Consider the following 22,453-nt stretch of genomic DNA (forward strand, 5'->3'; position numbering starts at 1 on the left):
TTCACTCAACTGCAAGGAACCTCATCATGAATGCATCGCAAACCCTGCCCCTGGCTCAACGTCAACGCTGCGAAGTCTGGACCCGGGTGATGGGCTATCACCGTCCGGTAGCGGCGTTCAATCCGGGCAAGCAGTCCGAACACCGCGAGCGGGTCCACTTCACTGAAGGCGCGGCACTGGCCGGGCGCCAATGAGTCGAACGCTTCGGGTCGGGGGCATGGTGCCCCTGACCACCCTCGACTATCCGGGGCAACTGGCCTGTGTGCTGTTTTGCCAGGGGTGCGCCTGGCGCTGCCGCTATTGCCATAACCCGCAACTGATCCCGCCTCGCGGCAGCGAAGAAGTGGAGTGGTGTCGGGTGCTGGCGTTTCTGCAACGGCGCCAGGGCTTGCTCGACGCGGTGGTCTTCAGCGGTGGTGAACCGACGCTGCAGGACGGCCTGGCCGGCGCCATGGATGAAGTGCGGGCGATGGGTTTTCGCATCGGCTTGCACAGCGCCGGGATCAAACCGGCGGCCTTTGCCAAGGTGGTGACGGAGGCTGATTGGGTCGGATTCGATATCAAGGCCTTGCCCGAGGATTGCCGGACCATCACCCGCATAGCCGGCAGCGGCACCGCCAACTGGCGCAGCCTGGAGTATCTGCTGGCCAGCGGTGTCGACTATGAGTGCCGCACCACGGTGCATTGGCACTTGTTCGACCCGGAGCGTTTGTTGATCCTGGCCCGGCGGCTGAGCGCACTAGGCGTCAAGCGCTTTGCCGTGCAACTGGTCAGGACTGCGCGCATGCTCGATCCGCATTTGTCGAGTATTTCCGCACAGGCCGAGCAGGCCGAACTATGGGCGGTCATGCGCGAGTTGTTCCCGCAGTTTGTATTACGAGGCTAGGCGTTGCCATGGATGATGATCAAGGTATCAATCGGGGGAGCATTTGACAGGGCCGGCTGGCGGGCAGGCACCCTGGTATTTGACGGTTAACCTGGGCGCGGGTATAAACCGCCTCTCGTTGTTTTGTCGGACCTTTGTGCCATGAGCTTCAGCCCCCTGATTCGCCAATTGATCGATGCCCTGCGCATTTTGCCGGGTGTGGGTCAGAAAACCGCCCAGCGCATGGCGCTGCAATTGCTCGAGCGCGATCGCAGCGGCGGTTCGCGCCTGGCCCTGGCTTTGAAACAGGCCATGGAAGGGGTCGGGCATTGTCGTTTGTGCCGCACGCTGACTGAAGAAGACCTCTGCCCGCAATGCGCCGACCCGCGCCGCGACGATACGATCCTGTGCGTGGTCGAAGGTCCGATGGACGTGTACGCCGTTGAGCAGACCGGCTTTCGCGGCCGCTACTTTGTGCTCAAGGGGCACCTGTCGCCACTCGACGGCCTCGGCCCCGAAGCCATCGGCATCCCGCAATTGCTGGCGCGAATCGAAGAACAGGGCACCTTCAGCGAGATCATCCTCGCCACCAACCCGACGGTGGAAGGCGAAGCCACGGCGCATTACATCGCCCAGTTACTGAGCGACAAAGGCCTGATCACCTCGCGCATCGCCCACGGCGTACCACTGGGTGGCGAGCTGGAACTGGTGGACGGCGGGACCCTGGCCCATTCGTTTGCCGGGCGCAAGCCGATCTCGCTTTAATCCTCCCTGCGGGGGAGTGTGGACGCCGAAAAGATCGCAGCCTGCGGCAGCTCCTACGCCGACCCTGTACACCTGCAGTATCGTGGGTGACTGCAATCCCCCAACGCCGACCGTGTACACCTGCAATATCGTGGGTGTCTGCAATCCCCCAACGCCGACCGTGTACACCTGCAATATCGTGGGTGCCAGCAATCCCCCCAACGCCGACCGCATGTACCTGCAATATCGTGGATGTCCGCAATTCCCCGTAGGAGCTGCCGCAGGCTGCGATCTTTTGATCTTGACTCTGTGTGGGCCGCCGAAAAGATCGCAGGCTCCGCCAGCTCCTACGCCGGCCCTGTACACCTGCAGTATCGTGGGTGCCGGCAATCCCCCAACGCCGACGCAATAGGGTGGGTGTACACAATCCCCTGTAGGAGCTGCCGCAGGCTGCGATCTTTTGATCTTGATTTTGTGGGGACGAGCCTGCTCGCGATAAGACGGCAGATCAGTCACTAGAGATCTGTGCTCATGCCTTACTTATCCGTCAACGCAAACTGCGTCAGGCAGAACGTCGGGATGCCCATGTCTTCCAGGCGCTGGGAGCCGCCCAGTTCCGGCAGGTCGATAATCGCCGCGGCTTCGAAAATCCGTGCGCCCATGCGCCGTACCAGCTGGGCGGCGGCAATCAGCGTGCCGCCGGTGGCGATCAGGTCATCGAACATCAGCACCGAATCGCCTTCGCACAGGCTGTCGGCGTGGACTTCAAGGAAGGCTTCGCCGTATTCGGTCTGATAACCCTCGGACAGTACATCGGCCGGCAACTTGCCTTGTTTGCGGAACAGAATCAGCGGTTTGTTCAGCTGATAGGCGAGGATCGAGCCGATCAGGAAACCCCGGGCATCCATGGCGCCGATGTGCGTGAAGTCGGCTTCGACATAACGATGGGCAAAACTGTCCGCCACCAGACGCAAGGCCTTCGGCGACTGGAACAGGGGTGTGATGTCGCGAAAGATCACCCCTGGCTTGGGGAAGTCGATCACCGGGCGGATCAGGGATTTGATATCGAAGGAGTCGAAGACCATCGTCGTGGTGTCCTGGCAGGCTGCAAACACGGCAGTATAAACCCGGCTGAGCCTGTTCGCTCAGCCACGACGGGCCAGGTCAGCCTTCCAGCGAGCCGCCGGCCAGGGCACAGAGCTGGATCGGATCGAGAATGTGCACTTCCTTGCCTTCAGCGGCGAGCAACTCGTTCTGCTGGAAGCGGGTGAACACCCGGGACACGGTTTCCACTGCCAGCCCCAGGTAGTTACCGATCTCGTTGCGCGACATGCTCAGGCGAAACTGGTTGGCCGAGAAGCCTCGGGCGCGGAAACGCGCCGACAGGTTGACCAGGAAGGTCGCAATGCGTTCGTCAGCGGTTTTTTTCGAGAGCAGCAGCATCATTTGCTGGTCATCGCGAATTTCGCGGCTCATCACGCGCATCAACTGACGGCGCAATTGCGGCAGCAACAGCGCCAGCTCATCGAGGCGATCGAAGGGGATTTCACAGACCGAGGTGGTTTCCAGCGCTATCGCCGACACCGGGTGCTTCTCGGTGTCCATGCCCGATAACCCGACCAGTTCGCTGGGCAGGTGGAAGCCAGTGATCTGCTCCTCGCCGCCGTCGCTCAGGCTGAAGGTCTTCAAGGCACCGGAGCGAACTGCAAAGACCGCATCGAACGCATCACCCTGGCGGAATAGAAACTCGCCTTTTTTCAGCGGGCGACCACGTTTGACGATCTCGTCCAGCGCTTCCATGTCTTCCAGATTCAGAGAAAGTGGCAGGCAGAGGGGGGCCAGGCTGCAATCCTTGCAATGGGCCTGGTTATGAGCGCGCAGCTTTACTGGCTCGGACATTTCTTGAATCCTTGTGGGAAAACACACATAAGGCGTAAGGGTACCTTACCGGAGGAGGTTCAGGCCAGCGCGCGCCACAATGGCGCACTGCCGTAAAGTTTCAGGATGAGTGGCCGATGAACTGTAATTGGATCCATTTAAAGGAGCAGGATCATGCAGGTCATTGGCGGTATTACCAACAGCAGCAATAACTTGCAGCCACTGATCGAACCCGCCAGGGACAGTGCCAAACCGCAAACGAGCGCTTCGCCGGCCCTCGAGCAGGTCAAAACCGTAGAAGGCGTCAGCGTAACTATTTCCGGGGCTGCCCTGCAAAAGGCTGCCGAGGCCAGTAAAACGGCAAACAGCGACATTGAAGAAAGCGGTCTGCCGGACAATATCCAGCAGATCTTGAAAATGATCCGCCAGCTGAAACAACAGATTGCCGAGAAACTGGCGGAGATGCAGGCGGTCATGGCGGACAAAAGCCTTACCCCGGAGCAGGCCCAGGCCAGGGTGGGTAACGCGCAAACTGCCCTCGGCGGTCTGAATGCGGGTCTGGTGACGGCCAATGCATCCTTGGCCACGGCCATGAAGGATTCGGGATTGAGTGCCGAAGCCGTGATGCAGGCGGGGTCGTTGGCGATGAGTTAGTCCAGGCTCGCGACCAATGCCGGTTGTAGGAGCTGCCGCAGGCTGCGATCTTTTGATCTTGCTCCTGGGCAATCTCCAGAACTGCCAAAAGATCGCAGGCTTCGCCAGCTCCTACGCCGAGCCGGCGCTCAAATCACTCGCGAAAAGCGCTGGCGATTCTGCCGTTGCAGGTACGCATCGAAGACCATGCACACCGAACGAACCAGCAGCCGTCCGGCCGGCAACACCTCGAGCCGTTCATTGTCGAGCTCGATCAGGCCGTCCTTGGCCATGGCTTCCAGTTGCGGCCAGAGTTCGGCGAAGTAACCGCGAAAATCGATATTGAACGCCAGGTCGATCTCGGCGAATTCCAGGCTGAAACTGCAAATCAGTCGCGCAATCACTTCCCGCCGGATACGGTCGTCCTGATTGCACAGCAGGCCGCGACTGGTGGCGAGGTGCGTGTCACCCAGAGCGCTCTGGTAGTGGTTCAGATCGCTGCTGTTCTGACAGTACAGGTCACCGATCTGGCTGATGGCCGAGACCCCGAGACCGATCAGATCGCAATGACCATGGGTGGTGTAGCCCTGGAAGTTGCGCTGCAGGGTCGAGTCTTCCTGGGCGATGGCCAGCTCGTCGTCGGGCAGGGCGAAGTGATCCATGCCGATGTAGCGATAACCCGCCGCGGTCAGTTGTTCGATGGTGCGCTGGAGCATTTCCAGCTTTTCGGCAGGCGTCGGCAAGTCGTTGGCGTTGATCCTTTGTTGCGGCGTGAAGCGCTCAGGCAGATGCGCGTAGTTGAACACCGAGAGCCGGTCCGGTTGCAGGCTGATGACTTCATCGATGGTGCGGGCGAAGCTCGAAGGCGTCTGCTTGGGCAGGCCGTAGATCAGGTCGATATTGATCGAGCGAAACTGCAGGGTGCGTGCGGCGTCGATCACGGCGCGGGTTTGTTCCAGGCTCTGCAGCCGATTGACCGCCCGCTGGACCGCCGGGTCGAGGTCCTGCAAGCCAATGCTGACGCGGTTGAAACCCAGTTCACGGAGCAGGCCCATGGTCGACCAGTCGGCCTCCCGTGGATCGATCTCGATGCTGTAATCACCGGAGTCATTGTCCAGCAGATTAAAATGCTTGCGCAATTGAGCCATCAGCTGGCGCAGTTCGTCATGACTGAGATACGTCGGCGTGCCGCCACCGAAGTGCAGTTGCTCGACCTGCCGGGTGGGGGCGAGGTGGCAGGCGATCAACCGGATCTCCTGCTCGAGGCGCTGCAAATAAGGCAAGGCGCGCCCACGGTCCTTGGTGATGACTTTGTTGCAGGCGCAGTAATAGCAAACGTTCGCGCAGAACGGCACGTGCACATACAGCGACAACGGCCGTTGGGCCCTGCGGCTGTCACGCAGCGCGTGGAGCAGGTCGAAGGTGCCGACCCGGCTGTCGAATTGCACGGCGGTCGGGTACGAGGTATAGCGCGGCCCCGCCAGGTCGTAACGGCGGATCAGATCTGAGTCCCAACGAATGGCGTCGAGCATGCGGGCATTCCCCCGGATAGGCTGGCAGTGTCTGCGAGTCTAGGGGGTGGGGGCCAGGGGCATGTTGATTTGCATCAACGGTGGTTGGGCCAAATCGGGGCGTCGGTGGTATCGCCAGGATCAAAAGATCGCAGCCTTCGGCAGCTCCTACTAATGCCCCATCATCCAATGCTGATGCGGCCCCGGCAGGGTCCAGATGCCGAACAGCATCACCAGCAGCCCGCCGGTCATGCGCACGCTGCGTTTGCGCAACAGGGCGGTGACCCGTTCGGCGGCCAGGCCGGTGGCCAGCAGCACCGGCCAGGTGCCGAGGCCGAAGGCGAGCATCAGCAGTGCGCTGTCAATGGCATTGCCCTGGCTGGCGGACCAGAGCAGCGTGCTGTAGACCAGGCCGCACGGCAGCCAGCCCCAGAGCGCGCCCAGCAACAACGCGCGGGGCAGGCTCGACACCGGCAACAGGCGATTGGCGAATGGCTGGATATGCCGCCACAGGCCGCGCCCGAGGCTTTCGATGCGGGTCAGGCCGCTCCACCAGCCAGCCAGGTACAGCCCCATGACAACCAGCAGCACCCCGGCGAGCACCCGCATGAACATCGCCGCCGGGCTGTTGGCCACCGCCCAGCCGGCCAGGCCGATCAGCAGGCCGGCCGTGGCATAACTGAGGATCCGCCCCAGGTTGTACGCCAGCAACAGACGAAAGCGTCGGCTGCGCTGCTCCTTGGGAATCGCCAGCGTCAACGCGCCCATCAGCCCGCCGCACATGCCCAGGCAATGACCGCCACCGAGCAAACCCAGGATCACCGCGGAAACCAGCAGCGGAGCCAGCTCAAGCATGGGGAGGCGCCTGGTCTTTCGGTTGCCCCGGCTCGGCGCTCGGCGGCTGACCACTGGCCTCGTCGACGGCAGCCTGGTGATTCGGGTCCTGGTCGTCGAACAGAATGCTGTGGGCCGGGCCGTCGAGGTCATCGTACTGACCGCTGTCGACCGCCCAGAAGAAAATGAAAATAGCGATGGCCACGATCAGCAGCGCGGCCGGGATCATCACGTAGAGAGCTGGCATCTTGACTCCATGCCCGCGCGGCTCAGGCCGGCAGCGGGCGGTTTTCGGTCGTGGCGCCGGCGTGCGGCGGGCTCGGCATGCGAGTCAGGCGCAAAGCGTTGAGCACCACGGTCAACGAACTGATGGACATGCCGACCGCCGCCCAGATCGGCGTGATCCAGCCGAGGGCGGCGAACGGCAACATGAGGCCATTGTACAACCCGGCCCACAACAGGTTCTCGATGATTACCCGGCGAGTCCGTCGAGCCAGGCTGAACGCTTGCACCAGCGCCTCGAGACGGTTGGACAGCAGCACCGCATCGGCACTGGTTTTCGCCAGGTCGGTGGCCGAGCCCATGGCCACGCTGATGTCGGCGGCGGCCAGCACCGGCACGTCGTTGACCCCGTCACCGAGCATCAGCACCTTGCGCCCTTCGAGGTGCAACTGTTGCAGCACTTGCAGCTTGTCATCGGGGCGCAGACCGCCGCGGGCTTCGTCGATGCCCAGCTCGGCGGCGACACTGGCGACCATCGGCGAGGTGTCGCCGGACAGCAGCAGTGTGCGCCAGCCACGAGCCTTGCAGGCGGCCAGCAGAGCGGGGGCATCGGCTCGCAGGCGGTCGTCGAGCACGAACCAGGCCAATGCACCCTGGCTGTCGCCGAGCAACAGCCACTGACCGGGCTCATCGGGCATGGCCGGTACCGGGCAGCCGCTGAGCTCACAGACAAACACCGGCTGGCCGATCCGCAGGCGCTGTTCACCGACCCGTCCTTCAAGCCCCAGCCCCGGTGTGCCGAGAACTTCTTCGGCGGCCAGTGGCGCGCGACCAAATGCCCGGGCGATCGGATGTTCGGAGCGGTTTTCCAGCGCGGCGGCGAGACCCAGGCACTGGTCACTGTCCAGCGCACCCAGCGCTCGAATCGAGCGCAGCGCCAGACGCCCTTCGGTGAGGGTTCCGGTCTTGTCGAAAATCACCGTGTCGATCTGATTCAGGCCTTCGAGCACATGGCCGCGAGTCAGCAGCAGGCCGAGTTTGTGCAAGGTGCCGGTGGCGGCGGTCAGCGCAGTCGGCGTGGCCAGGGACAGCGCGCACGGGCAAGTAGCCACCAGCATCGCCAGGACGATCCAGAATGCCCGGGATGAATCCAGCTCCCACCACAACAAACCGATGGCTGCCGCGGCGATCAGCGACAGCAACAGAAACCATTGCGCGGCGCGGTCGGCGATTTCCGCCAGCCGGGGTTTTTCCGCCTGGGCGCGATCCAGCAGGCGGACGATGGCTGACAGCCGGGTGTCCTGCCCCAAGGCCAGTACTTCGACGGTCAATGCTCCTTCGACGTTCAGGGTGCCGGCGGTGACCGCGTCGCCGAGGGTTCGCGGTTGTGGCAGGTATTCGCCGGTCAGCAGCGATTCATCGATGCTCGACTGGCCGTCGAGAATCTTGCCGTCGGCCGGCAGAATCGCCCCGGGATGCACCAGCACCCGGTCGCCCAGGCGCAATTCGCTGAGCAGGATGCGCTCGCTCTGGCCGTCAGCGCTCATGCGCAGGCAGGAGGCGGGCAATAAATTCACCAGCTGCGCGGTGGCCGCGGCGGTGCGTTCCCGGGCGCGGCGTTCCAGGTAACGGCCGGCCAGCAGGAACAGGGCAAACATGCCGACCGCATCGAAATACAGCTCGCCGACCCCGCTGATCGCAGTCCAGATACCGGCGATATAGGCGCCACCGATGGCCAGCGACACCGAAACGTCCATGGTCAAGTGGCGAGTACGCAGGTCGCGCATGGCGCCCTTGAAGAACGGCGCGCAGCTGTAGAACACGATCGGGGTGGTGAGGAACAGCGCGACCCAACGCAGGATGGTGTGCAACTCGGGGCTCAGGTCGATATTGAATTCCGGCCAGGTGGCCATGGTCGCCATCATCGCCTGGAACCACAGCAGGCCAGCGACCCCCAGTTGCCGCAGGGCCAGACGGTTTTCGCCGGCCAGTTGCTCGGCGGCGCGGTCGGCTTGATACGGATGCGCGGCATACCCGATGTGCCGCAGTTCGCTGAGCACCTTGCTCAGTGGCAACTGGCTGTCGACCCAGCGCACGTGCAAACGATGGTTGGACAGGTTCAAGCGCGCTTCGGCCACCGCCGGCAGACTGCGCAGGTGTTTCTCGATCAGCCAGCCGCAGGCGGCGCAGCTGATGCCTTCCATCAGCAGGGTGGTTTCGGCGAGATCGCCTTCATGGCGGACAAAAGGTTGCTGGACATCGGCGCGGTCGTACAGCGCCAGCTCGTCCACCAGCTGCACCGGCAGCGCTTCGGGGTTGGCCGAAGCTTCGCTGCGATGGCTGTAATAACTTTCCAGGCCACCGGCGACAATCGCCTCGGCCACAGCCTGGCATCCCGGGCAGCAAAGCTCACGGGTTTCGCCCAGAACGACGGCGGTAAACCGGCTGCCGGCAGGGACGGGCAGGGCGCAGTGGTAGCAGGGGGTTGGAGTGGTCATGGGGTGGAGTCTATATCGTCCGGGAGGGCCTCATCGCTGTAGGCGCGTAAGAGCGTAAGAGCGTAAGAGCGTAAGAGCGTAGGAGCGTAGGAGCTGACGAGTGAAACGAGGCTGCGATCTTTCCTGGATCACCGCAAAACCAAGATCAAAAGATCGCAGCCTGCGGCAGCTCCTACAAATTTTCCGCAGGCTGCGATTCTTTCCAAGATCAAAAGATCGCAGCCTGCGGCAGCTCCTACAAATTTTCCGCAGGCTGCGATTCTTTCCAAGATCAAAAGATCGCAGCCTGTGGCAGCTCCTACAAATTTTCCGCAGGCTGCGATTCTTTCCAGGATCAAAAGATCGCAGCCTGCGGCAGCTCCTACAAATCTTCCGCACCCTGCAGCGGCTCATCACCGAGCAGCAGGTCCTTGTCGTGGCTGACCTGTTCTTCCTCGAACATGCGCCAGGTGTGGCCGTCCTCGACACCGAGCAATTCGACGAAGCGCCGGCCTTCGATCTTGTCGGGCAGCTGGCCGATATAGCGGCCCTGGTCGCTATCACTTTGCGCCAGCGTGATCTTGCGATCCTTCTCCGGCTGAGTCGGCGAGATCAGGTTCAGCTCCAGGCTTTTCGGCTGGCTGTTGCCGTCCAGGCGCAACTCGACTTCGCCGGTCACGCCGTCCAGATGCATGCTCGCACGCAGTTGCAGGGTCTGGGCCAGCAGTTCACGGTCCAGCGAGCGGTTGATGCCTTTACCGGCCTCGTAATAGTTGTCGTTGACCAGGTTATCCGGGTTGTTCACCGCGATGGTCACCATCGACAAGGTCAGGGTGATCGAACAGGCCAGGATACCGATAATGATCCACGGCCAAAGATGCTTGTACCAAGGGCTTACGGCAGTTGCTGCGGGCATGGTGACTTCTCTCAACGAATTTGTGGGCCGATGAAACGGCTCTTGGCTTCAACACGAATGTCCGGGTCATCGAGACCCTTGAGGATGAATTTCACCTCGTTGGTGCTCGATGGCAGTCGTTCCGGCGCGCTCGACAACTCGACCGGCATACTGAAGATCTCGCCGGCACCGACCTTGATCTCGTGCTTGCCTTGCAGCTTGAGGTCCGGCAGGCCAGAGGCTTCCAGCAGGTAGGTGTGGTCGCGCTGGTCCTTGTTCATGATTTTCAGGCTGTAGACGTTCTCGATCCGGCCTTCGGCGTTCTCACGATAAAGCACACGGTCCTTGCTGACGTCGAACCCGACCAGCGGACGCATGAAAAAGGCGCCCATCAACAGGCCGATCATTGTCAGCAACACCAACGCATAGCCGATCAGGCGAGGGCGCAGTTTATTGGTTTTTTGCCCGGAAAGGTTGTGCTCGGTGGTGTAGCTGATCAGTCCGCGCGGGTAGTTCATCTTGTCCATGATGCTGTCGCAGGCGTCGATACAGGCCGCGCAGCCGATGCACTCGACCTGCAGGCCATCGCGAATGTCGATGCCGGTCGGGCAGACCTGAACGCACATGGTGCAGTCGATACAGTCGCCCAGGCCCATGGCCTTGTAGTCGGCGTCTTTCTTGCGCGGGCCGCGAACTTCACCGCGCCGTGGGTCGTAGGAGACGATCAGCGTGTCTTTATCGAACATCACGCTCTGGAAGCGCGCATAGGGGCACATGTAAATGCACACCTGCTCGCGCAACCAGCCGGCGTTGCCGTAAGTGGCGAGGGTGAAGAAACCGACCCAGAAATACGACCAGCCGTCGGCCTGGCCGGTGAAGAAGTCGAGGGTCAGTTCACGAATCGGCGAGAAATAACCGACAAAGGTCATGCCGGTGGCAAGGCCGATCAGCAGCCAGAGGCTGTGTTTAGTGAACTTGCGCAGGAATTTGTTGGCGCTCATCGGCGCCTTGTCGAGCTTGATGCGCTGGTTGCGGTCGCCTTCGGTGACCTTTTCGCACCACATGTAGATCCAGGTCCAGACGCTCTGCGGGCAGGTATAGCCGCACCAGACGCGCCCGGCATAGACGGTGATGAAGAACAGACCGAAGGCGGCAACGATCAGGATGCCGGAGAGCAGGATGAAATCCTGAGGCCAGAAGGTCGCGCCAAAGATGAAGAATTTGCGCTCCGGCAGGTTCCACCAGACGGCCTGATGGCCACCCCAGTTCAGCCAGACCGTACCGAAATACAGCAGAAACAGCCCGGCACCGCCGATCATCCGCAGGTTGCGGTACAGGCCGGTGAAGGCGCGGGTGTAGATTTTTTCCCGAGAGGCGTAGAGATCGACAGTGTTATTCGAATTTTTGGCAGGCGGGGTAACGTCGTGTACCGGAATCTGATTGCTCATCATTGCATCCCACGGCAGTGGAAAAATGCCCCGGTCAGTACATGCCGACCGCGGTCAAGAAAGTATTGCAGTGGCGCAATGATACGCCTGTAGCTCTAGATCAAGGGTGCGACCTTTGGTCGCGTTGGGAGAAAACCAGAGATGGTGTAGCAAGTGTAACAAGTCGTGATTTGAATCAATTGACTTACAAGTATGGACGGTTTTGTCGAGAGAGGCGCTCAATCGGCCCACGGGTTGAGCAGGCGAACGCCGCTTGACTGAAAGTCCGCCATATTCCGGGTGACTACCGTCAGCCCATGCACCAGCGCAGTCGCCGCGATCAGCGCATCGCATTCATTGCTGCGGTCCGGCACATGAAGGCGGGCACAACGTAATGCCACTGCACTGTCGACCGCCAGGATACGTCCGGCAAACGCCGTCATCACATGGTTGTCCAGCCACGAGCGCAACAGGCCGCCTTGGGCCGGATCGCGCCTTTCTACCCTCAGGATGCCGGTTTCCAACTCCAGCACAGTAATCGCCGACAGAAACAGGCTGGGTGCGGCAACGCTACGCGCCCAAGCCGTTACATTCTTGTCGGCCTGGGCTTTGCGCAATTCGGAAACCACATTGGTATCGAGTAAAAACATCAGGACAGGTCCACCGGCCGAGGGGTGATGACGGCGCGCTGTGTTTCGAAGTCGATTTCAGGCGCCTGAGGCATGACCAGCATCTCGACAATGCTGGTGCTGATGCCGGTCAGTTTTTGGTAGTCCTCCATGCTTAGCAGCACATGGGCCGGCTTGCCACGATCGGTGATGAAAACCGGCCCCTGACGGGCGGCTTTTTTGGCACCGCTTGTGTCCTGGTTGAACTCGCGGCTGGAAATGGTGGTGACGGTCATGGACGAGTACTCCTGAAGCACTTATGTAGATACGTTACTACCAAGGTCCGAGGCGAGCAATAAAAAATGTAGTAATGTTTCTATACGTCACACAAGGGTACATCGGCTCAAAACAAAACGGCCCCGCCAATCTTCATTGGCGGGGCCGTTTGTTGTTGCGATCAAGCGTTTGCCTTACTCGGCGTCCGCTGCCTTCTCACCGTGAGACAGGCTGTAGACGTAAGCGGCCAGCAGGTGAACCTTGTCGTTCCCTTGCATTTGCTCCTGGGCAGGCATCTGGCCCTGGCGACCGTGGCGGATGGTCTGCTGCAGTTGAGCGAAGCTCGAACCGTAGATGAACCCCGCCGGGTGGGTCAGGTCAGGTGCGCCCATCGCCGGGGTGCCTTTGCCTTGCGGGCCGTGGCACGCTACGCAGTTGGCGGCGAACAGCTTCTGGCCGGCAACCGGGTCGGCTTTGGCGCCTTCCGGCAGCTTGCGGCCATCGAGGTTGGTCAGGACGAACGCGGCAACGTCCGCAACGCCTTGCTCGCCGATCACTTCGGCCCAGGCCGGCATCACCGCGTGACGACCAGCCATGATGGTGGTCTTGATGGCTTGCGGCTCACCGCCCCAACGCCATTGGGCGTCGGTCAGGTTAGGGAAGCCATAGGCACCTTTGGCGTCGGAACCGTGGCAGACCGAGCAGTTGGAGGCGAACAGACGGCCACCCATCTTCAGGGCTTGCGGATCCTTGGCCACTTCTTCGATTGGCATGGAAGCGAATTTGGCGAAGATCGGACCGAACCTGGCGTCCGATTTGGCCATTTCCTTTTCCCACTCATGCACGCCGGTCCAGCCGGACTGGCCGTTGGCGAATGCAGTCTGCTTCTCGTTGTCGAGGTAGTTGTAGCCCGGCAACAGGCCTTTCCAGTTACCCAGGCCCGGGTAGAGCACCAGGTAACCGAGGGCGAAGATGATGGTGCCGACGAACAGCATGAACCACCATTTCGGCAGTGGGTTGTCGTACTCCTCGATCCCGTCGAAGGAGTGGCCAACCGTTTCATCTGTCTGTTCGGCGCGCTGCCCCCTACGGGTCGACAGCAGCAGCCAGGTCAGGGCGAAGATGGTACCCAGACTGAGGACTGTGACGTACAGACTCCAGAACGTAGTCATTCTTTGTTACTCCTAGAAGCTTGCTCGACGTGCTTGATGGCTTCGGGATCATCCGCGAAAGGCAGCAAGGTCGCGTCTTCAAACTCGGACTTGCGCTTGGGGCTGAATACCCACAGCGCCAGGCCGATAAAGGCAACCATTACGACAACGGTGCCCAGGCCACGAATCATCCCGATATCCATCTAAATCACCGTTTGCTTTTGATGATGGTGCCCAGGCCTTGCAGATAGGCCACCAGCGCGTCCATTTCGGTTTTGCCCTTCACAGCATCCTGCGCACCGGCAATGTCTTCGTCGGTGTAAGGGGTGCCGAGCGCGCGCAAGACTTCCATTTTCTTCGCGGTGTCTTTGCCGTCGAGCTTGTTTTCCACGAGGAACGGGTAAGCCGGCATTTTCGATTCAGGCACGACGTTGCGCGGGTTGTACAAGTGCGCACGCTGCCAGTCATCGGAGTAACGACCGCCGACCCGGGCCAGGTCCGGACCGGTACGCTTGGAACCCCACAGGAACGGGTGATCCCAGACGCTTTCACCGGCTACCGAGTAGTGGCCATAACGTTCGGTTTCGGCACGGAACGGACGGATCATCTGCGAGTGGCAGCCGACACAACCGTTGGCGATGTAAATGTCGCGGCCTTCCAGTTCCAGCGCGGTACGTGGCTTCATGCCTTCGACCGGCTTGTTGGTGACGTCCTGGAAAAACAGCGGAACGATCTGGGTCAGGCCGCCGATGCTGACGGCGATGACCATGAAGAAGGCCAGCAGGCCAATATTCTTCTCGACTGCTTCATGCTTCATCAGTGAGCTCCAACTACAGCAATCTTGGCGGCGGCGTCGGCTTCAGCCGGGTTCGAGGCACGTACGGTACGCCATACGTTGTAGGCCATGAACAGCATGCCGCTGGCAAAGAACGCACCGCCCAGGGCGCGAACGATGAAACCAGGGTGGCTGGCTTGCAGCGCTTCGACGAAGGAGTAGGTGAGGGTGCCGTCATCGTTGATTGCACGCCACATCAGACCCTGGGTAATGCCGTTGACCCACATCGAAGCGATGTAGAGCACGGTACCGATGGTCGCGAGCCAGAAGTGCGTGTTGATCAGGCCGGTGCTGTGCATCTGCGCACGACCGTACAGTTTCGGGATCATGTGGTAGATGGCGCCGATCGAGATCATCGCTACCCAGCCCAAGGCACCGGCGTGTACGTGGCCGATGGTCCAGTCGGTGTAGTGAGACAGCGAGTTGACGGTCTTGATCGCCATCATCGGACCTTCGAAGGTCGACATGCCGTAGAACGCCAGGGAGACCACCAGGAACCGCAGGATCGGGTCGGTGCGCAGCTTATGCCAGGCGCCCGACAGGGTCATCATGCCGTTGATCATGCCGCCCCAGCTTGGCGCCAGCAGGATGATCGACATCGCCATGCCCAGCGACTGAGCCCAGTCCGGCAGCGCGGTGTAGTGCAGGTGGTGCGGACCGGCCCAGATGTACAGGGTGATCAGCGCCCAGAAGTGCACGATCGACAGGCGATAGGAGTAGATCGGACGCTCGGCCTGTTTCGGCACGAAGTAGTACATCATCCCCAGGAAGCCGGTGGTCAGGAAGAAGCCCACGGCGTTGTGGCCGTACCACCACTGGATCATCGCATCGGTCGCACCGGCATAGGCCGAGTAGGACTTGAAGAAGCTGACCGGCAGCGACGCATGGTTGACGATGTGCAGCATGGCCGTCACGACGATGAAGGCACCGTAGAACCAGTTACCCACATAGATGTGCTTGGTCTTGCGCTTGACGATGGTGCCGAAGAACACCAGACCGTAGGTGACCCAGACGATGGCCAGCAGAATAGCCAGAGGCCATTCCAGTTCCGCGTATTCCTTGGTGGTGGTGTAACCCAGCGGCAAGGTAACGATCGCGCCGACGATCACCGCTTGCCAACCCCAGAAGGTGAAGGCGGCGAGGCTGTCGGAAATCAGTCGCGTTTGGCAGGTTCGCTGCACGACATAATAAGAAGTGGCAAACAGAGCACAACCACCGAAGGCGAAAATCACCAGGTTGGTGTGCAACGGGCGTAAGCGTCCAAAAGTCGTCCACGGCAGGCCAAAATTCAATTCCGGCCATACAAGCTGTGAGGCGATGAAGACACCGAGCCCCATGCCAAGGATCCCCCAGACCACCGTCATGATGGCGAACTGGCGGACTACCTTATAGTTATAAGCAGTCGGACTGATTGCTGTGCTCATTCTAAGGTTCCACGGTTTGGGTGTTTTATTAGGAGTAAAAAATCGGTCGCAAGTATGGAGAAAGCAGGGTGTCATTGCAACGCGCCATGACCTCGGTCAATTCTTTCCGGCGCTGATTCTGCGGCCTTTCCATGCTCCGCGTAAGGACAAAATTGTCCTTGGACAATTGTCGCAGTGGATGAAAAAAGACCAAGGCTACGGGGTAGATGTAACCGGGTGTGTTGAAGCCAGGGAGTAGCTGACAGGTGGCAACCTGCACGGTAGCCGGTATAAACCGGCCTTTACGGCCTGTCATCGAGCAGAATCGTTGAACGCAGCGGTGACAGTTGGGCTGTGACCGGCGCGTGCGAGTCCACCAACGGGAAAGCTTAGACCCGAATCCTGAGACTGGGAAGGCGGACTATCGGAGGGTGCGACACTTGGTCGCGTAGAGGCAGGGAACTGCCGCATCCTGAGCGGATGCGGCAGCAAAGCAATTGACCCTTACTGGATTTTACCCTGGGCAAGTTTCTGTTCGTCGGTAGCGTCGCTAGACAGGCTGTACACGTAGGCTGCCAGCAGTTGCACCTTGTCGTTACCGAGCAGCTCGGTCTGTGCTGGCATATGGCCTTGACGACCATGGCGAATGGTCTGTTGCAGCTGTGCCAGGCTGGTGCCATAGATAAAGCCCGCGGGCTGCGTCAGGTTCGGCGCGCCCATGGCCTGGACACCTTGCCCGGCAGGGCCGTGGCACGCGACGCAGGTGCTGCTGAACGCTTGCTGTCCGGCGTGCAGATCGGCGCTGCTGTCGGCCGGCAATGGCAGGCCGGCCAGTTCATGGCGCACATAAGCCGCGACATTCTTCACGCCGTTTTCACCGAGGATTTCGCCCCAGGCCGGCATCGCCGCCATGCGTCCACCCATGATGGTCTCCTTGATGGTGTCGGCACTGCCGCCCCAGCGCCAGTTGCTGTCGGCGAGATTCGGGAAGCCGAACGCGCCCTTGGCATCCGAGCCGTGGCAAACCGCGCAATTGGAAGCAAACAGACGACCGCCCATTTTCAGCGCTTGCGGGTCTTTGGCCACCTCTTCCACGGGCATGGCCGCGAATTTGGCGAAGATCGGCCCGAACCTGGCGTCGGCCTTGTCCATTTCCTTTTCCCACTCATGGGCGCCGGTCCAGCCGTTTTCATAGCCCGGCAGGATGCCTTTCCAGTTGCCCAGGCCGGGATAAAGCACCAGATAACCCACGGCAAACACCAGGGTTCCGGCGAACAGCATGAACCACCACTGCGGCAACGGGTTGTCGTACTCCTCGATGCCGTCGAAGCTGTGGCCCATGGTCTGGTCGACGCTGCCCTTGGTCTCGCCCTTGCGTGTGCCGATCAGCAGCCAGGTCAGACCGATCAGGCTGCCGATGGTCAGTACGCAGATCCACGTACTCCAGAAGGTGGTCATGGCCGAATGCTCCTTGTTGCAGGTTGGGCTTCATCAGGTTGAAGGGCGCTCGCCAGAGGTTCGTCGGCAAACGGCAGCAGCCGCGCCTGGGCGAACCCGGGGTTGCGTTTGGCGTTGAACACCCAGAGCGACAGGCCGATGAAGGCGATCATCACCACCAGCGTGCCAAGGCCGCGGATCATTCCAGTATCGAGTTCAAAACCCATGGCTCACCTCTTGCTCTTGATCGCAGTGCCAAGCACTTGCAGATAAGCGACCAGTGCGTCCATCTCGGTCTTGCCCTTGAGCGTGTCATTGGCACCGGCAATGTCGGCATCGGTGTACGGCACGCCCAGGGTGCGCATCACCCGCAGCTTGGTTTCGGTGTGGCTGCTGTCGACCGCTGCCGTGACCAGCCATGGGTAGGCGGGCATCTTCGATTCCGGCACGACGTTGCGCGGGTTGTACAAGTGCGCGCGGTGCCAGTCATCCGAGTAGCGGGCGCCGACCCTGGCCAGGTCCGGACCGGTACGCTTGGAACCCCAGAGGAACGGGTGATCCCAGACGCTTTCCCCGGCGACCGAGTAGTGCCCGTAGCGCTCGGTCTCGGCGCGGAACGGACGGATCATCTGCGAGTGGCACTGGACGCAGCCTTCGCGGATATAGATGTCGCGGCCTTCAAGCTGCAGCGCGGTGTAGGGCTTCATGCCTTCGACCGGCTTGTTGGTCACGTCCTGAAAGAACAGCGGGACGATCTGGGTCAGGCCGCCGATGCTCACGGCCAGCACCATCAATAACAGCAGCAGGCCGACGTTTTTCTCGATTGTTTCGTGTTTCATGGCGGACTCCTCAGGCCATCTGCGCCGCAGCGGCGACTTCGGCAGGCTGGGCTGCGCGCACGGTGCGCCAGGTGTTGTAAGCCATCAGCAACATGCCGCTCAAGAAGACCGCGCCGCCCACCAGCCGCACGACGAAGCCCGGGTGGCTGGCCACCAGGGTTTCGACGAAGGAGTAGGTCAGCGTGCCGTCTTCGTTGACGGCGCGCCACATCAGGCCCTGGGCGATACCGTTGACCCACATCGAAGCGATGTAGAGCACAGTGCCGATGGTCGCGAGCCAGAAGTGCGCGTTGATCAGGCCGAGGCTGTGCATGGCCGGGCGGCCGAAGATTTTCGGGATCATGTGGTACAGCGCGCCGATCGAGATCATCGCCACCCAACCGAGAGCGCCGGCGTGTACGTGGCCGATGGTCCAGTCGGTGTAGTGGGAGAGGGCATTGACCGTCTTGATCGCCATCATCGGCCCTTCGAAGGTCGACATGCCGTAGAACGCCAGGGAGACCACGAGGAAGCGCAGGATCGGGTCGCTGCGCAACTTATGCCAGGCGCCCGACAGGGTCATCATGCCGTTGATCATCCCGCCCCAGCTCGGCGCCAGCAGAATCAGCGACATCACCATGCCCAGCGACTGTGCCCAGTCCGGCAGCGCGGTGTAGTGCAGGTGGTGCGGACCGGCCCAGATATACAGGGTGATCAGTGCCCAGAAGTGCACGATCGACAGGCGATAGGAGTACACCGGACGCTCGGCCTGTTTCGGCACGAAGTAATACATCATCCCGAGGAAGCCCGCGGTGAGGAAGAAGCCCACCGCGTTGTGGCCGTACCACCACTGGACCATGGCATCGGTCGCACCGGCATACGCCGAGTAGGACTTGGTCAGGCTGACCGGCAGTTCGGCGTTGTTGACGATATGCAGGATCGCCACGGTGATGATGAATCCACCGAAGAACCAGTTACCGACATAGATGTGCTTGGTCTTGCGCTTCATCAAGGTGCCGAAGAACACCACCGCGTAGGCGACCCAGACGATGGTGATCAGGATATCGATCGGCCATTCCAGCTCGGCATATTCCTTGGAACTGGTGTAACCCAGCGGCAGGCTGATGGCCGCCAGCAGGATCACCAGTTGCCAGCCCCAGAAGGTGAACGCGGCGAGTTTCGGCGCAAACAGTTGCGTCTGGCAGGTGCGTTGGACCGAGTAGAAGGACGCGGCGAACAGTGCGCAGCCGCCGAAGGCGAAGATCACTGCGTTGGTGTGCAACGGACGCAGACGGCCGAAGCTGGTCCACGGCAAATTGAAGTTGAGTTCGGGCCAGACCAATTGAGCAGCGAGAAAAACCCCGAGCCCCATGCCGACGATGCCCCACACCACCGTCATAATGGCGAATTGGCGGACCACCTTATAGTTGTAGGCGGTACTGATAGAAGTGTTCATGGTTCCCCATCCACGGTTCAGCTGAAGTGAGAGCGATGGCGCACGGCAATGGCGCGCTCACTTCTTCTGGAGTTATAGGCAGACTAAAAGCGAGGCAAGCATGGACAAAGAGCACAAGGCCAGTATTGACGGGGATCAATGGCTGCGGTGTGTGACGGACCACGGCTGGCTGTGGAACGCCGCGCAATCAGCGGCTGCGACAGGCGAGCCGCGCACGCTGATCCTCGCCCACGGTGCCGGTGCGCCGATGGACAGTGACTTCATGAACGACATGGCTGCACGCCTTGCCGCGCAGGGGGTCAGCGTGTTGCGTTTCGAGTTTCCCTACATGGCGCAAAGACGCCTGGACGGCGGCAAGCGCCCACCCAATCCGGCGCCGAAACTGCTGGAATGCTGGCGGGAGGTTTATGCCCGGGTGCGGCGTCATGTCGCTGGGCGCCTGGCCATCGGCGGCAAGTCCATGGGCGGGCGCATGGCGAGTTTACTGGCGGACGAATTGAAGGCGGATGCGCTGGTATGCCTGGGGTATCCGTTCTATGCGGTGGGTAAACCCGAGAAGCCGCGAGTGGCGCATCTGGCCGAACTCAAGACCCCGACCTTGATCGTGCAGGGCGAGCGGGATGCGTTGGGGAATCGTGCAGCGGTAGAAGGATATGAATTGGCGCCGAGTATCGAGGTGTATTGGCTGGTGGCGGCTGATCATGATTTGAAGCCATTGAAGGCATCGAGTTTTACCCATGAGCAGCATTTGACGTCGACGGCCAATAGGGTGTCCGGATTTCTCCTGTGAGATCCCGCATCGCGAGCAGCCATCGCAGATCAAGATCAAAAGATCGCAGGCTGCGCCAGCTCCTACGCCGACCGGGTGCACCCGCCATGGGGTGGGTTTACACAAACCCCCCGTAGGAGCTGCCGAAGGCTGCGATCTTTTGATCCTGATCTTCGGCGGTCTTCAAATCGTCAAAAGATCGCAGGCTGCGCCAGCTCCTACGCCGACCGGGTACACCCGCAATATCTGGGTGAATGTCGAACCCTCGGCTGCACGCACACGAATTTCACGGATTCACCCAATCCCCCGGGTAGGAGCTGCCGAAGGCTGCGATCTTTTGATCTTGCTTCTGGCAATCTCCAGAACCGTCAAAAGATCGCAGGCTGCGCCAGCTCCTACGCCAACCGGGTGCACCCGCAATATCCGGGTGAATGTCGAACCCTCGGCTGCGCGCACACGAATTTCACGGATTCACCCCATCCCCCGGGTAGGAGCTGCCGAAGGCTGCGATCTTTTGATCCTGGAGGATGCCCACAAAAAAACCGGAAGTTTAACGTTCCGGTTTTTTCTATTAACACCTGACCACCCTGTTACCGATTAAACCGCTCCACCAACGAATACTGGGTATTCGACGTGCGCGTCAGTTCTTCGCTCAGCAGTGCAGAGCTTTGTGCCTGTTCCGAAGTCTGATCGGCCAACAGCGCAATGGTGCTGATGTTGCGGCTGATTTCTTCGGCCACTGCGCTTTGCTCTTCGGTGGCGGCGGCGATCTGGGTGGTCATGTCGGTGATGTGGGCCACCGCTTCGCTGATCCCCACCAGGGCCTGGTCGGCCTCGAGTACCCGGGCGACGCCTTCTTCGGCCTGGCGATGGCCGGCGTCCATGGTTTGCACGGCGGTGCTCGCGGTCTGTTGCAGCTTGGCGATCAGGCTGTGGATCTGCCCGGTCGACTCGCTGGTGCGTTGCGCCAGTTGCCGCACTTCATCGGCGACCACCGCAAAGCCGCGGCCCATTTCGCCGGCGCGGGCGGCTTCAATAGCCGCGTTCAGCGCCAGCAGGTTGGTCTGGTCGGCGATGCCTTTGATCACATCGACCACGCCGCCGATTTCGTTGCTGTCCTTGGCCAGTTGAGTCACGGTGTCGCCGGTTTCACCGACCACCACCGACAGGCGCTGGATGGCTTCGCGGGTTTCGCCGGCAATGTCGCGACCGCGACTGGTCAGGCGGTTGGCTTCCTGAGTGGCGTCGGCGGTGCGCTGTACGTGGCTGGCAACTTCCTGGGTGGTGGCCGCCATCTGGTTGACGGCGGTCGCCACTTGCTCGGTCTCGACCCGCTGGCGCTCAAGCCCGGAAGAGCTCTTGTGCGCCAGAGCATCGGATTGCCGTGCCTGGTCGTTCAGGTGCTCGGCAGTGTCCTGCAGCCGGGTCAGGCAGGTTTTCAGGCGGGCTTCCTGGCTGAGGATCGACATCTCCAGGCGTGCCTGGGCACCGCGGCTGTCGGTGTACATCTGGGCGATCAGCGGGTCCGAGGTGGTCTGTTCGGCCAGGCGCAGCAAGCGCTTGAGGCCGCGCTGCTGCCAGCTCAGGCCGATCAGGCCCAACGGCACCGAAAGCCCCGCCGCGAGGGCGAAGCCCCAGTGCGAGTCGAGCCAGATACCAATCAGGAAGCCCAGCTGGCTGACCAGAATGAACGGCAACCAGTCTTGCAGCACCGGCAGCCATTTGTCGCTCTGCGGGACCGCCGACTTGCCCTGGTTGATGCGTTGGTAGAGCGCTTCGGCGCGGCGGATCTGTTCGGCGCTGGGTTTGACCCGTACCGATTCGTAACCGACTACCTGTTTGCCATCGAAAACCGGTGTGACATAAGCGTTGACCCAATAGTGGTCACCGCTTTTGCAGCGATTCTTCACAATGCCCATCCATGGCAAGCCTTGCTTCAGCGTACTCCACATGTGAGTGAACACTGCGGCCGGGACGTCAGGGTGGCGTACCAGGTTATGCGGCGCGCGGACCAGTTCCTCGCGGGTAAAGCCACTGATTTCAACGAACGCATCGTTGCAGTAGGTGATCACGCCTTTAGCATCGGTAGTGGAAATCAACCGTTGCTGAGTGGGGAAGGTGCGTTCACGCTGGGTAATGGGCTGGTTGTTACGCATGTTTTTATCAATCCGCAAGGTTTTGTTAGGTTGTCGGCAGTGACAGGGTTTTATTGAG

At 61.0% G+C, this 22,453-nt stretch carries 24 protein-coding genes; 5 read left to right on the forward strand and 19 right to left on the reverse strand.

Annotated elements, in window-relative coordinates; all coding sequences use genetic code 11:
- The first annotated feature begins 26 nt into the window (after positions 1-26).
- The 3 genes from nrdD to recR all read left to right on the forward strand — a co-directional run bounded on the left by nrdD (position 27) and on the right by recR (position 1,630).
- Complete coding sequence (nrdD, locus tag AC3IUA_RS09890; protein WP_489360430.1) at positions 27-194, forward strand: anaerobic ribonucleoside-triphosphate reductase; 168 nt, start codon at positions 27-29, stop codon at positions 192-194.
- Positions 191-886: an anaerobic ribonucleoside-triphosphate reductase activating protein gene (locus AC3IUA_RS09895; RefSeq protein WP_489360432.1), complete on the forward strand. Its 696-nt coding sequence runs from the start codon at positions 191-193 to the stop codon at positions 884-886. The genes nrdD and AC3IUA_RS09895 overlap by 4 nt, the downstream gene beginning before the upstream one ends.
- Positions 887-1,027: 141 nt before the next feature.
- On the forward strand, positions 1,028-1,630 hold the full coding sequence (recR, locus tag AC3IUA_RS09900; protein WP_489360434.1) for a recombination mediator RecR: 603 nt from the start codon (positions 1,028-1,030) through the stop codon (positions 1,628-1,630).
- 515 nt (positions 1,631-2,145) lie between these two features.
- Here recR and AC3IUA_RS09905 read toward each other — a convergent pair.
- Positions 2,146-2,694, reverse strand: coding sequence for an adenine phosphoribosyltransferase (locus AC3IUA_RS09905; protein WP_489360436.1), 549 nt, complete (start codon positions 2,692-2,694; stop codon positions 2,146-2,148).
- 79 nt (positions 2,695-2,773) lie between these two features.
- Positions 2,774-3,508 (reverse strand): fumarate/nitrate reduction transcriptional regulator Fnr, encoded by a 735-nt coding sequence (fnr, locus tag AC3IUA_RS09910; protein ID WP_489360438.1) that lies wholly within the window; start codon positions 3,506-3,508, stop codon positions 2,774-2,776.
- Positions 3,509-3,661: 153 nt separating this feature from the next.
- Between fnr and AC3IUA_RS09915 the strand changes: the two genes are divergently transcribed.
- Positions 3,662-4,141 carry a hypothetical protein gene (locus AC3IUA_RS09915; protein ID WP_489360439.1) on the forward strand — a complete coding sequence of 160 codons (480 nt, stop codon included), beginning with the start codon at positions 3,662-3,664 and terminating at the stop codon, positions 4,139-4,141.
- Positions 4,142-4,269: 128 nt separating this feature from the next.
- On the opposite strand, the gene hemN is transcribed toward AC3IUA_RS09915, so the two are convergent.
- The 16 genes from hemN to ccoN (AC3IUA_RS09995) all read right to left on the reverse strand — a co-directional run bounded on the left by hemN (position 4,270) and on the right by ccoN (AC3IUA_RS09995) (position 19,470).
- Complete coding sequence (gene hemN, locus AC3IUA_RS09920; RefSeq protein ID WP_489360441.1) at positions 4,270-5,652, reverse strand: oxygen-independent coproporphyrinogen III oxidase; 1,383 nt, start codon at positions 5,650-5,652, stop codon at positions 4,270-4,272.
- Positions 5,653-5,802: 150 nt separating this feature from the next.
- Positions 5,803-6,486: a sulfite exporter TauE/SafE family protein gene (locus AC3IUA_RS09925; RefSeq protein WP_489360443.1), complete on the reverse strand. Its 684-nt coding sequence runs from the start codon at positions 6,484-6,486 to the stop codon at positions 5,803-5,805.
- A complete protein-coding gene (gene ccoS / locus AC3IUA_RS09930; protein ID WP_489360445.1) occupies positions 6,479-6,712 on the reverse strand; it encodes a cbb3-type cytochrome oxidase assembly protein CcoS in 234 nt (77 codons plus the stop codon). The genes AC3IUA_RS09925 and ccoS overlap by 8 nt, the downstream gene beginning before the upstream one ends.
- Positions 6,713-6,734: 22 nt before the next feature.
- The gene (locus AC3IUA_RS09935) at positions 6,735-9,185 is read right to left on the reverse strand and encodes a heavy metal translocating P-type ATPase (protein WP_489360447.1); all 2,451 of its coding nucleotides are present in this window, start codon (positions 9,183-9,185) and stop codon (positions 6,735-6,737) included.
- A gap of 361 nt (positions 9,186-9,546) precedes the next feature.
- Positions 9,547-10,080 carry a FixH family protein gene (locus tag AC3IUA_RS09940; RefSeq protein WP_489360449.1) on the reverse strand — a complete coding sequence of 178 codons (534 nt, stop codon included), beginning with the start codon at positions 10,078-10,080 and terminating at the stop codon, positions 9,547-9,549.
- 11 nt (positions 10,081-10,091) lie between these two features.
- Positions 10,092-11,507 carry a cytochrome c oxidase accessory protein CcoG gene (ccoG, locus tag AC3IUA_RS09945; RefSeq protein WP_489360451.1) on the reverse strand — a complete coding sequence of 472 codons (1,416 nt, stop codon included), beginning with the start codon at positions 11,505-11,507 and terminating at the stop codon, positions 10,092-10,094.
- A gap of 218 nt (positions 11,508-11,725) precedes the next feature.
- Positions 11,726-12,136: a type II toxin-antitoxin system VapC family toxin gene (locus tag AC3IUA_RS09950; protein WP_489360453.1), complete on the reverse strand. Its 411-nt coding sequence runs from the start codon at positions 12,134-12,136 to the stop codon at positions 11,726-11,728.
- Entirely contained in the window at positions 12,136-12,390 is a 255-nt protein-coding gene (locus AC3IUA_RS09955) for a type II toxin-antitoxin system Phd/YefM family antitoxin (protein ID WP_489360455.1), read from the reverse strand. The genes AC3IUA_RS09950 and AC3IUA_RS09955 overlap by 1 nt, the downstream gene beginning before the upstream one ends.
- 174 nt (positions 12,391-12,564) lie before the next feature.
- Positions 12,565-13,542 carry a cytochrome-c oxidase, cbb3-type subunit III gene (ccoP, locus tag AC3IUA_RS09960; protein ID WP_489360457.1) on the reverse strand — a complete coding sequence of 326 codons (978 nt, stop codon included), beginning with the start codon at positions 13,540-13,542 and terminating at the stop codon, positions 12,565-12,567.
- A complete protein-coding gene (locus AC3IUA_RS09965) occupies positions 13,539-13,724 on the reverse strand; it encodes a CcoQ/FixQ family Cbb3-type cytochrome c oxidase assembly chaperone (RefSeq protein WP_003175465.1) in 186 nt (61 codons plus the stop codon). The genes ccoP (AC3IUA_RS09960) and AC3IUA_RS09965 overlap by 4 nt, the downstream gene beginning before the upstream one ends.
- Before the next feature lie 5 nt (positions 13,725-13,729).
- The gene (ccoO, locus tag AC3IUA_RS09970) at positions 13,730-14,338 is read right to left on the reverse strand and encodes a cytochrome-c oxidase, cbb3-type subunit II (RefSeq protein WP_489360459.1); all 609 of its coding nucleotides are present in this window, start codon (positions 14,336-14,338) and stop codon (positions 13,730-13,732) included.
- Entirely contained in the window at positions 14,338-15,780 is a 1,443-nt protein-coding gene (ccoN, locus tag AC3IUA_RS09975) for a cytochrome-c oxidase, cbb3-type subunit I (RefSeq protein ID WP_489360461.1), read from the reverse strand. Before ccoN (AC3IUA_RS09975) ends, ccoO (AC3IUA_RS09970) begins: the two co-directional genes overlap by 1 nt.
- 483 nt (positions 15,781-16,263) lie before the next feature.
- Positions 16,264-17,217, reverse strand: a complete 954-nt coding sequence (ccoP, locus tag AC3IUA_RS09980) for a cytochrome-c oxidase, cbb3-type subunit III (RefSeq protein WP_489360463.1) — start codon at positions 17,215-17,217, stop codon at positions 16,264-16,266.
- Entirely contained in the window at positions 17,214-17,423 is a 210-nt protein-coding gene (locus tag AC3IUA_RS09985) for a cbb3-type cytochrome oxidase subunit 3 (protein ID WP_489360465.1), read from the reverse strand. Before AC3IUA_RS09985 ends, ccoP (AC3IUA_RS09980) begins: the two co-directional genes overlap by 4 nt.
- A gap of 3 nt (positions 17,424-17,426) precedes the next feature.
- Complete coding sequence (gene ccoO / locus AC3IUA_RS09990; protein WP_489360467.1) at positions 17,427-18,035, reverse strand: cytochrome-c oxidase, cbb3-type subunit II; 609 nt, start codon at positions 18,033-18,035, stop codon at positions 17,427-17,429.
- A 10-nt stretch (positions 18,036-18,045) separates the two neighbouring features.
- Positions 18,046-19,470: a cytochrome-c oxidase, cbb3-type subunit I gene (gene ccoN, locus AC3IUA_RS09995; protein WP_489360469.1), complete on the reverse strand. Its 1,425-nt coding sequence runs from the start codon at positions 19,468-19,470 to the stop codon at positions 18,046-18,048.
- A gap of 100 nt (positions 19,471-19,570) precedes the next feature.
- On the opposite strand from ccoN (AC3IUA_RS09995), the gene AC3IUA_RS10000 reads away from it, so the two are divergent.
- Positions 19,571-20,260 (forward strand): alpha/beta family hydrolase, encoded by a 690-nt coding sequence (locus AC3IUA_RS10000; RefSeq protein WP_489360471.1) that lies wholly within the window; start codon positions 19,571-19,573, stop codon positions 20,258-20,260.
- 569 nt (positions 20,261-20,829) lie between these two features.
- Here the strand turns inward: AC3IUA_RS10000 and AC3IUA_RS10005 are convergent.
- Positions 20,830-22,395 (reverse strand): methyl-accepting chemotaxis protein, encoded by a 1,566-nt coding sequence (locus tag AC3IUA_RS10005; RefSeq protein WP_489360473.1) that lies wholly within the window; start codon positions 22,393-22,395, stop codon positions 20,830-20,832.
- Positions 22,396-22,453 lie beyond the last annotated feature (58 nt).

It is taken from the genome of Pseudomonas sp. KH_050 (genome assembly GCF_057838875.1).

Bases quoted from the DNA above. Each gene is read 5' to 3' on its own strand.
- hemN (WP_489360441.1), bottom strand. From the start codon at position 5,652: ATGCTCGACGCCATTCGTTGGGACTCAGATCTGATCCGCCGTTACGAC.
- ccoN (WP_489360461.1), bottom strand. From the start codon at position 15,780: ATGAGCACAGCAATCAGTCCGACTGCTTATAACTATAAGGTAGTCCGC.
- nrdD (WP_489360430.1), top strand. From the start codon at position 27: ATGAATGCATCGCAAACCCTGCCCCTGGCTCAACGTCAACGCTGCGAA.
- ccoG (WP_489360451.1), bottom strand. From the start codon at position 11,507: ATGAGCAATCAGATTCCGGTACACGACGTTACCCCGCCTGCCAAAAAT.
- AC3IUA_RS09940 (WP_489360449.1), bottom strand. From the start codon at position 10,080: ATGCCCGCAGCAACTGCCGTAAGCCCTTGGTACAAGCATCTTTGGCCG.
- ccoP (WP_489360463.1), bottom strand. From the start codon at position 17,217: ATGACCACCTTCTGGAGTACGTGGATCTGCGTACTGACCATCGGCAGC.
- fnr (WP_489360438.1), bottom strand. From the start codon at position 3,508: ATGTCCGAGCCAGTAAAGCTGCGCGCTCATAACCAGGCCCATTGCAAG.
- ccoO (WP_489360467.1), bottom strand. From the start codon at position 18,035: ATGAAACACGAAACAATCGAGAAAAACGTCGGCCTGCTGCTGTTATTG.
- AC3IUA_RS09935 (WP_489360447.1), bottom strand. From the start codon at position 9,185: ATGACCACTCCAACCCCCTGCTACCACTGCGCCCTGCCCGTCCCTGCC.
- AC3IUA_RS09965 (WP_003175465.1), bottom strand. From the start codon at position 13,724: ATGGATATCGGGATGATTCGTGGCCTGGGCACCGTTGTCGTAATGGTT.
- ccoS (WP_489360445.1), bottom strand. From the start codon at position 6,712: ATGCCAGCTCTCTACGTGATGATCCCGGCCGCGCTGCTGATCGTGGCC.
- AC3IUA_RS09950 (WP_489360453.1), bottom strand. From the start codon at position 12,136: ATGTTTTTACTCGATACCAATGTGGTTTCCGAATTGCGCAAAGCCCAG.
- AC3IUA_RS09985 (WP_489360465.1), bottom strand. From the start codon at position 17,423: ATGGGTTTTGAACTCGATACTGGAATGATCCGCGGCCTTGGCACGCTG.
- recR (WP_489360434.1), top strand. From the start codon at position 1,028: ATGAGCTTCAGCCCCCTGATTCGCCAATTGATCGATGCCCTGCGCATT.
- AC3IUA_RS09955 (WP_489360455.1), bottom strand. From the start codon at position 12,390: ATGACCGTCACCACCATTTCCAGCCGCGAGTTCAACCAGGACACAAGC.
- AC3IUA_RS09915 (WP_489360439.1), top strand. From the start codon at position 3,662: ATGCAGGTCATTGGCGGTATTACCAACAGCAGCAATAACTTGCAGCCA.
- ccoN (WP_489360469.1), bottom strand. From the start codon at position 19,470: ATGAACACTTCTATCAGTACCGCCTACAACTATAAGGTGGTCCGCCAA.
- ccoP (WP_489360457.1), bottom strand. From the start codon at position 13,542: ATGACTACGTTCTGGAGTCTGTACGTCACAGTCCTCAGTCTGGGTACC.
- AC3IUA_RS09905 (WP_489360436.1), bottom strand. From the start codon at position 2,694: ATGGTCTTCGACTCCTTCGATATCAAATCCCTGATCCGCCCGGTGATC.
- AC3IUA_RS09925 (WP_489360443.1), bottom strand. From the start codon at position 6,486: ATGCTTGAGCTGGCTCCGCTGCTGGTTTCCGCGGTGATCCTGGGTTTG.
- AC3IUA_RS10005 (WP_489360473.1), bottom strand. From the start codon at position 22,395: ATGCGTAACAACCAGCCCATTACCCAGCGTGAACGCACCTTCCCCACT.
- ccoO (WP_489360459.1), bottom strand. From the start codon at position 14,338: ATGAAGCATGAAGCAGTCGAGAAGAATATTGGCCTGCTGGCCTTCTTC.
- AC3IUA_RS10000 (WP_489360471.1), top strand. From the start codon at position 19,571: ATGGACAAAGAGCACAAGGCCAGTATTGACGGGGATCAATGGCTGCGG.
- AC3IUA_RS09895 (WP_489360432.1), top strand. From the start codon at position 191: ATGAGTCGAACGCTTCGGGTCGGGGGCATGGTGCCCCTGACCACCCTC.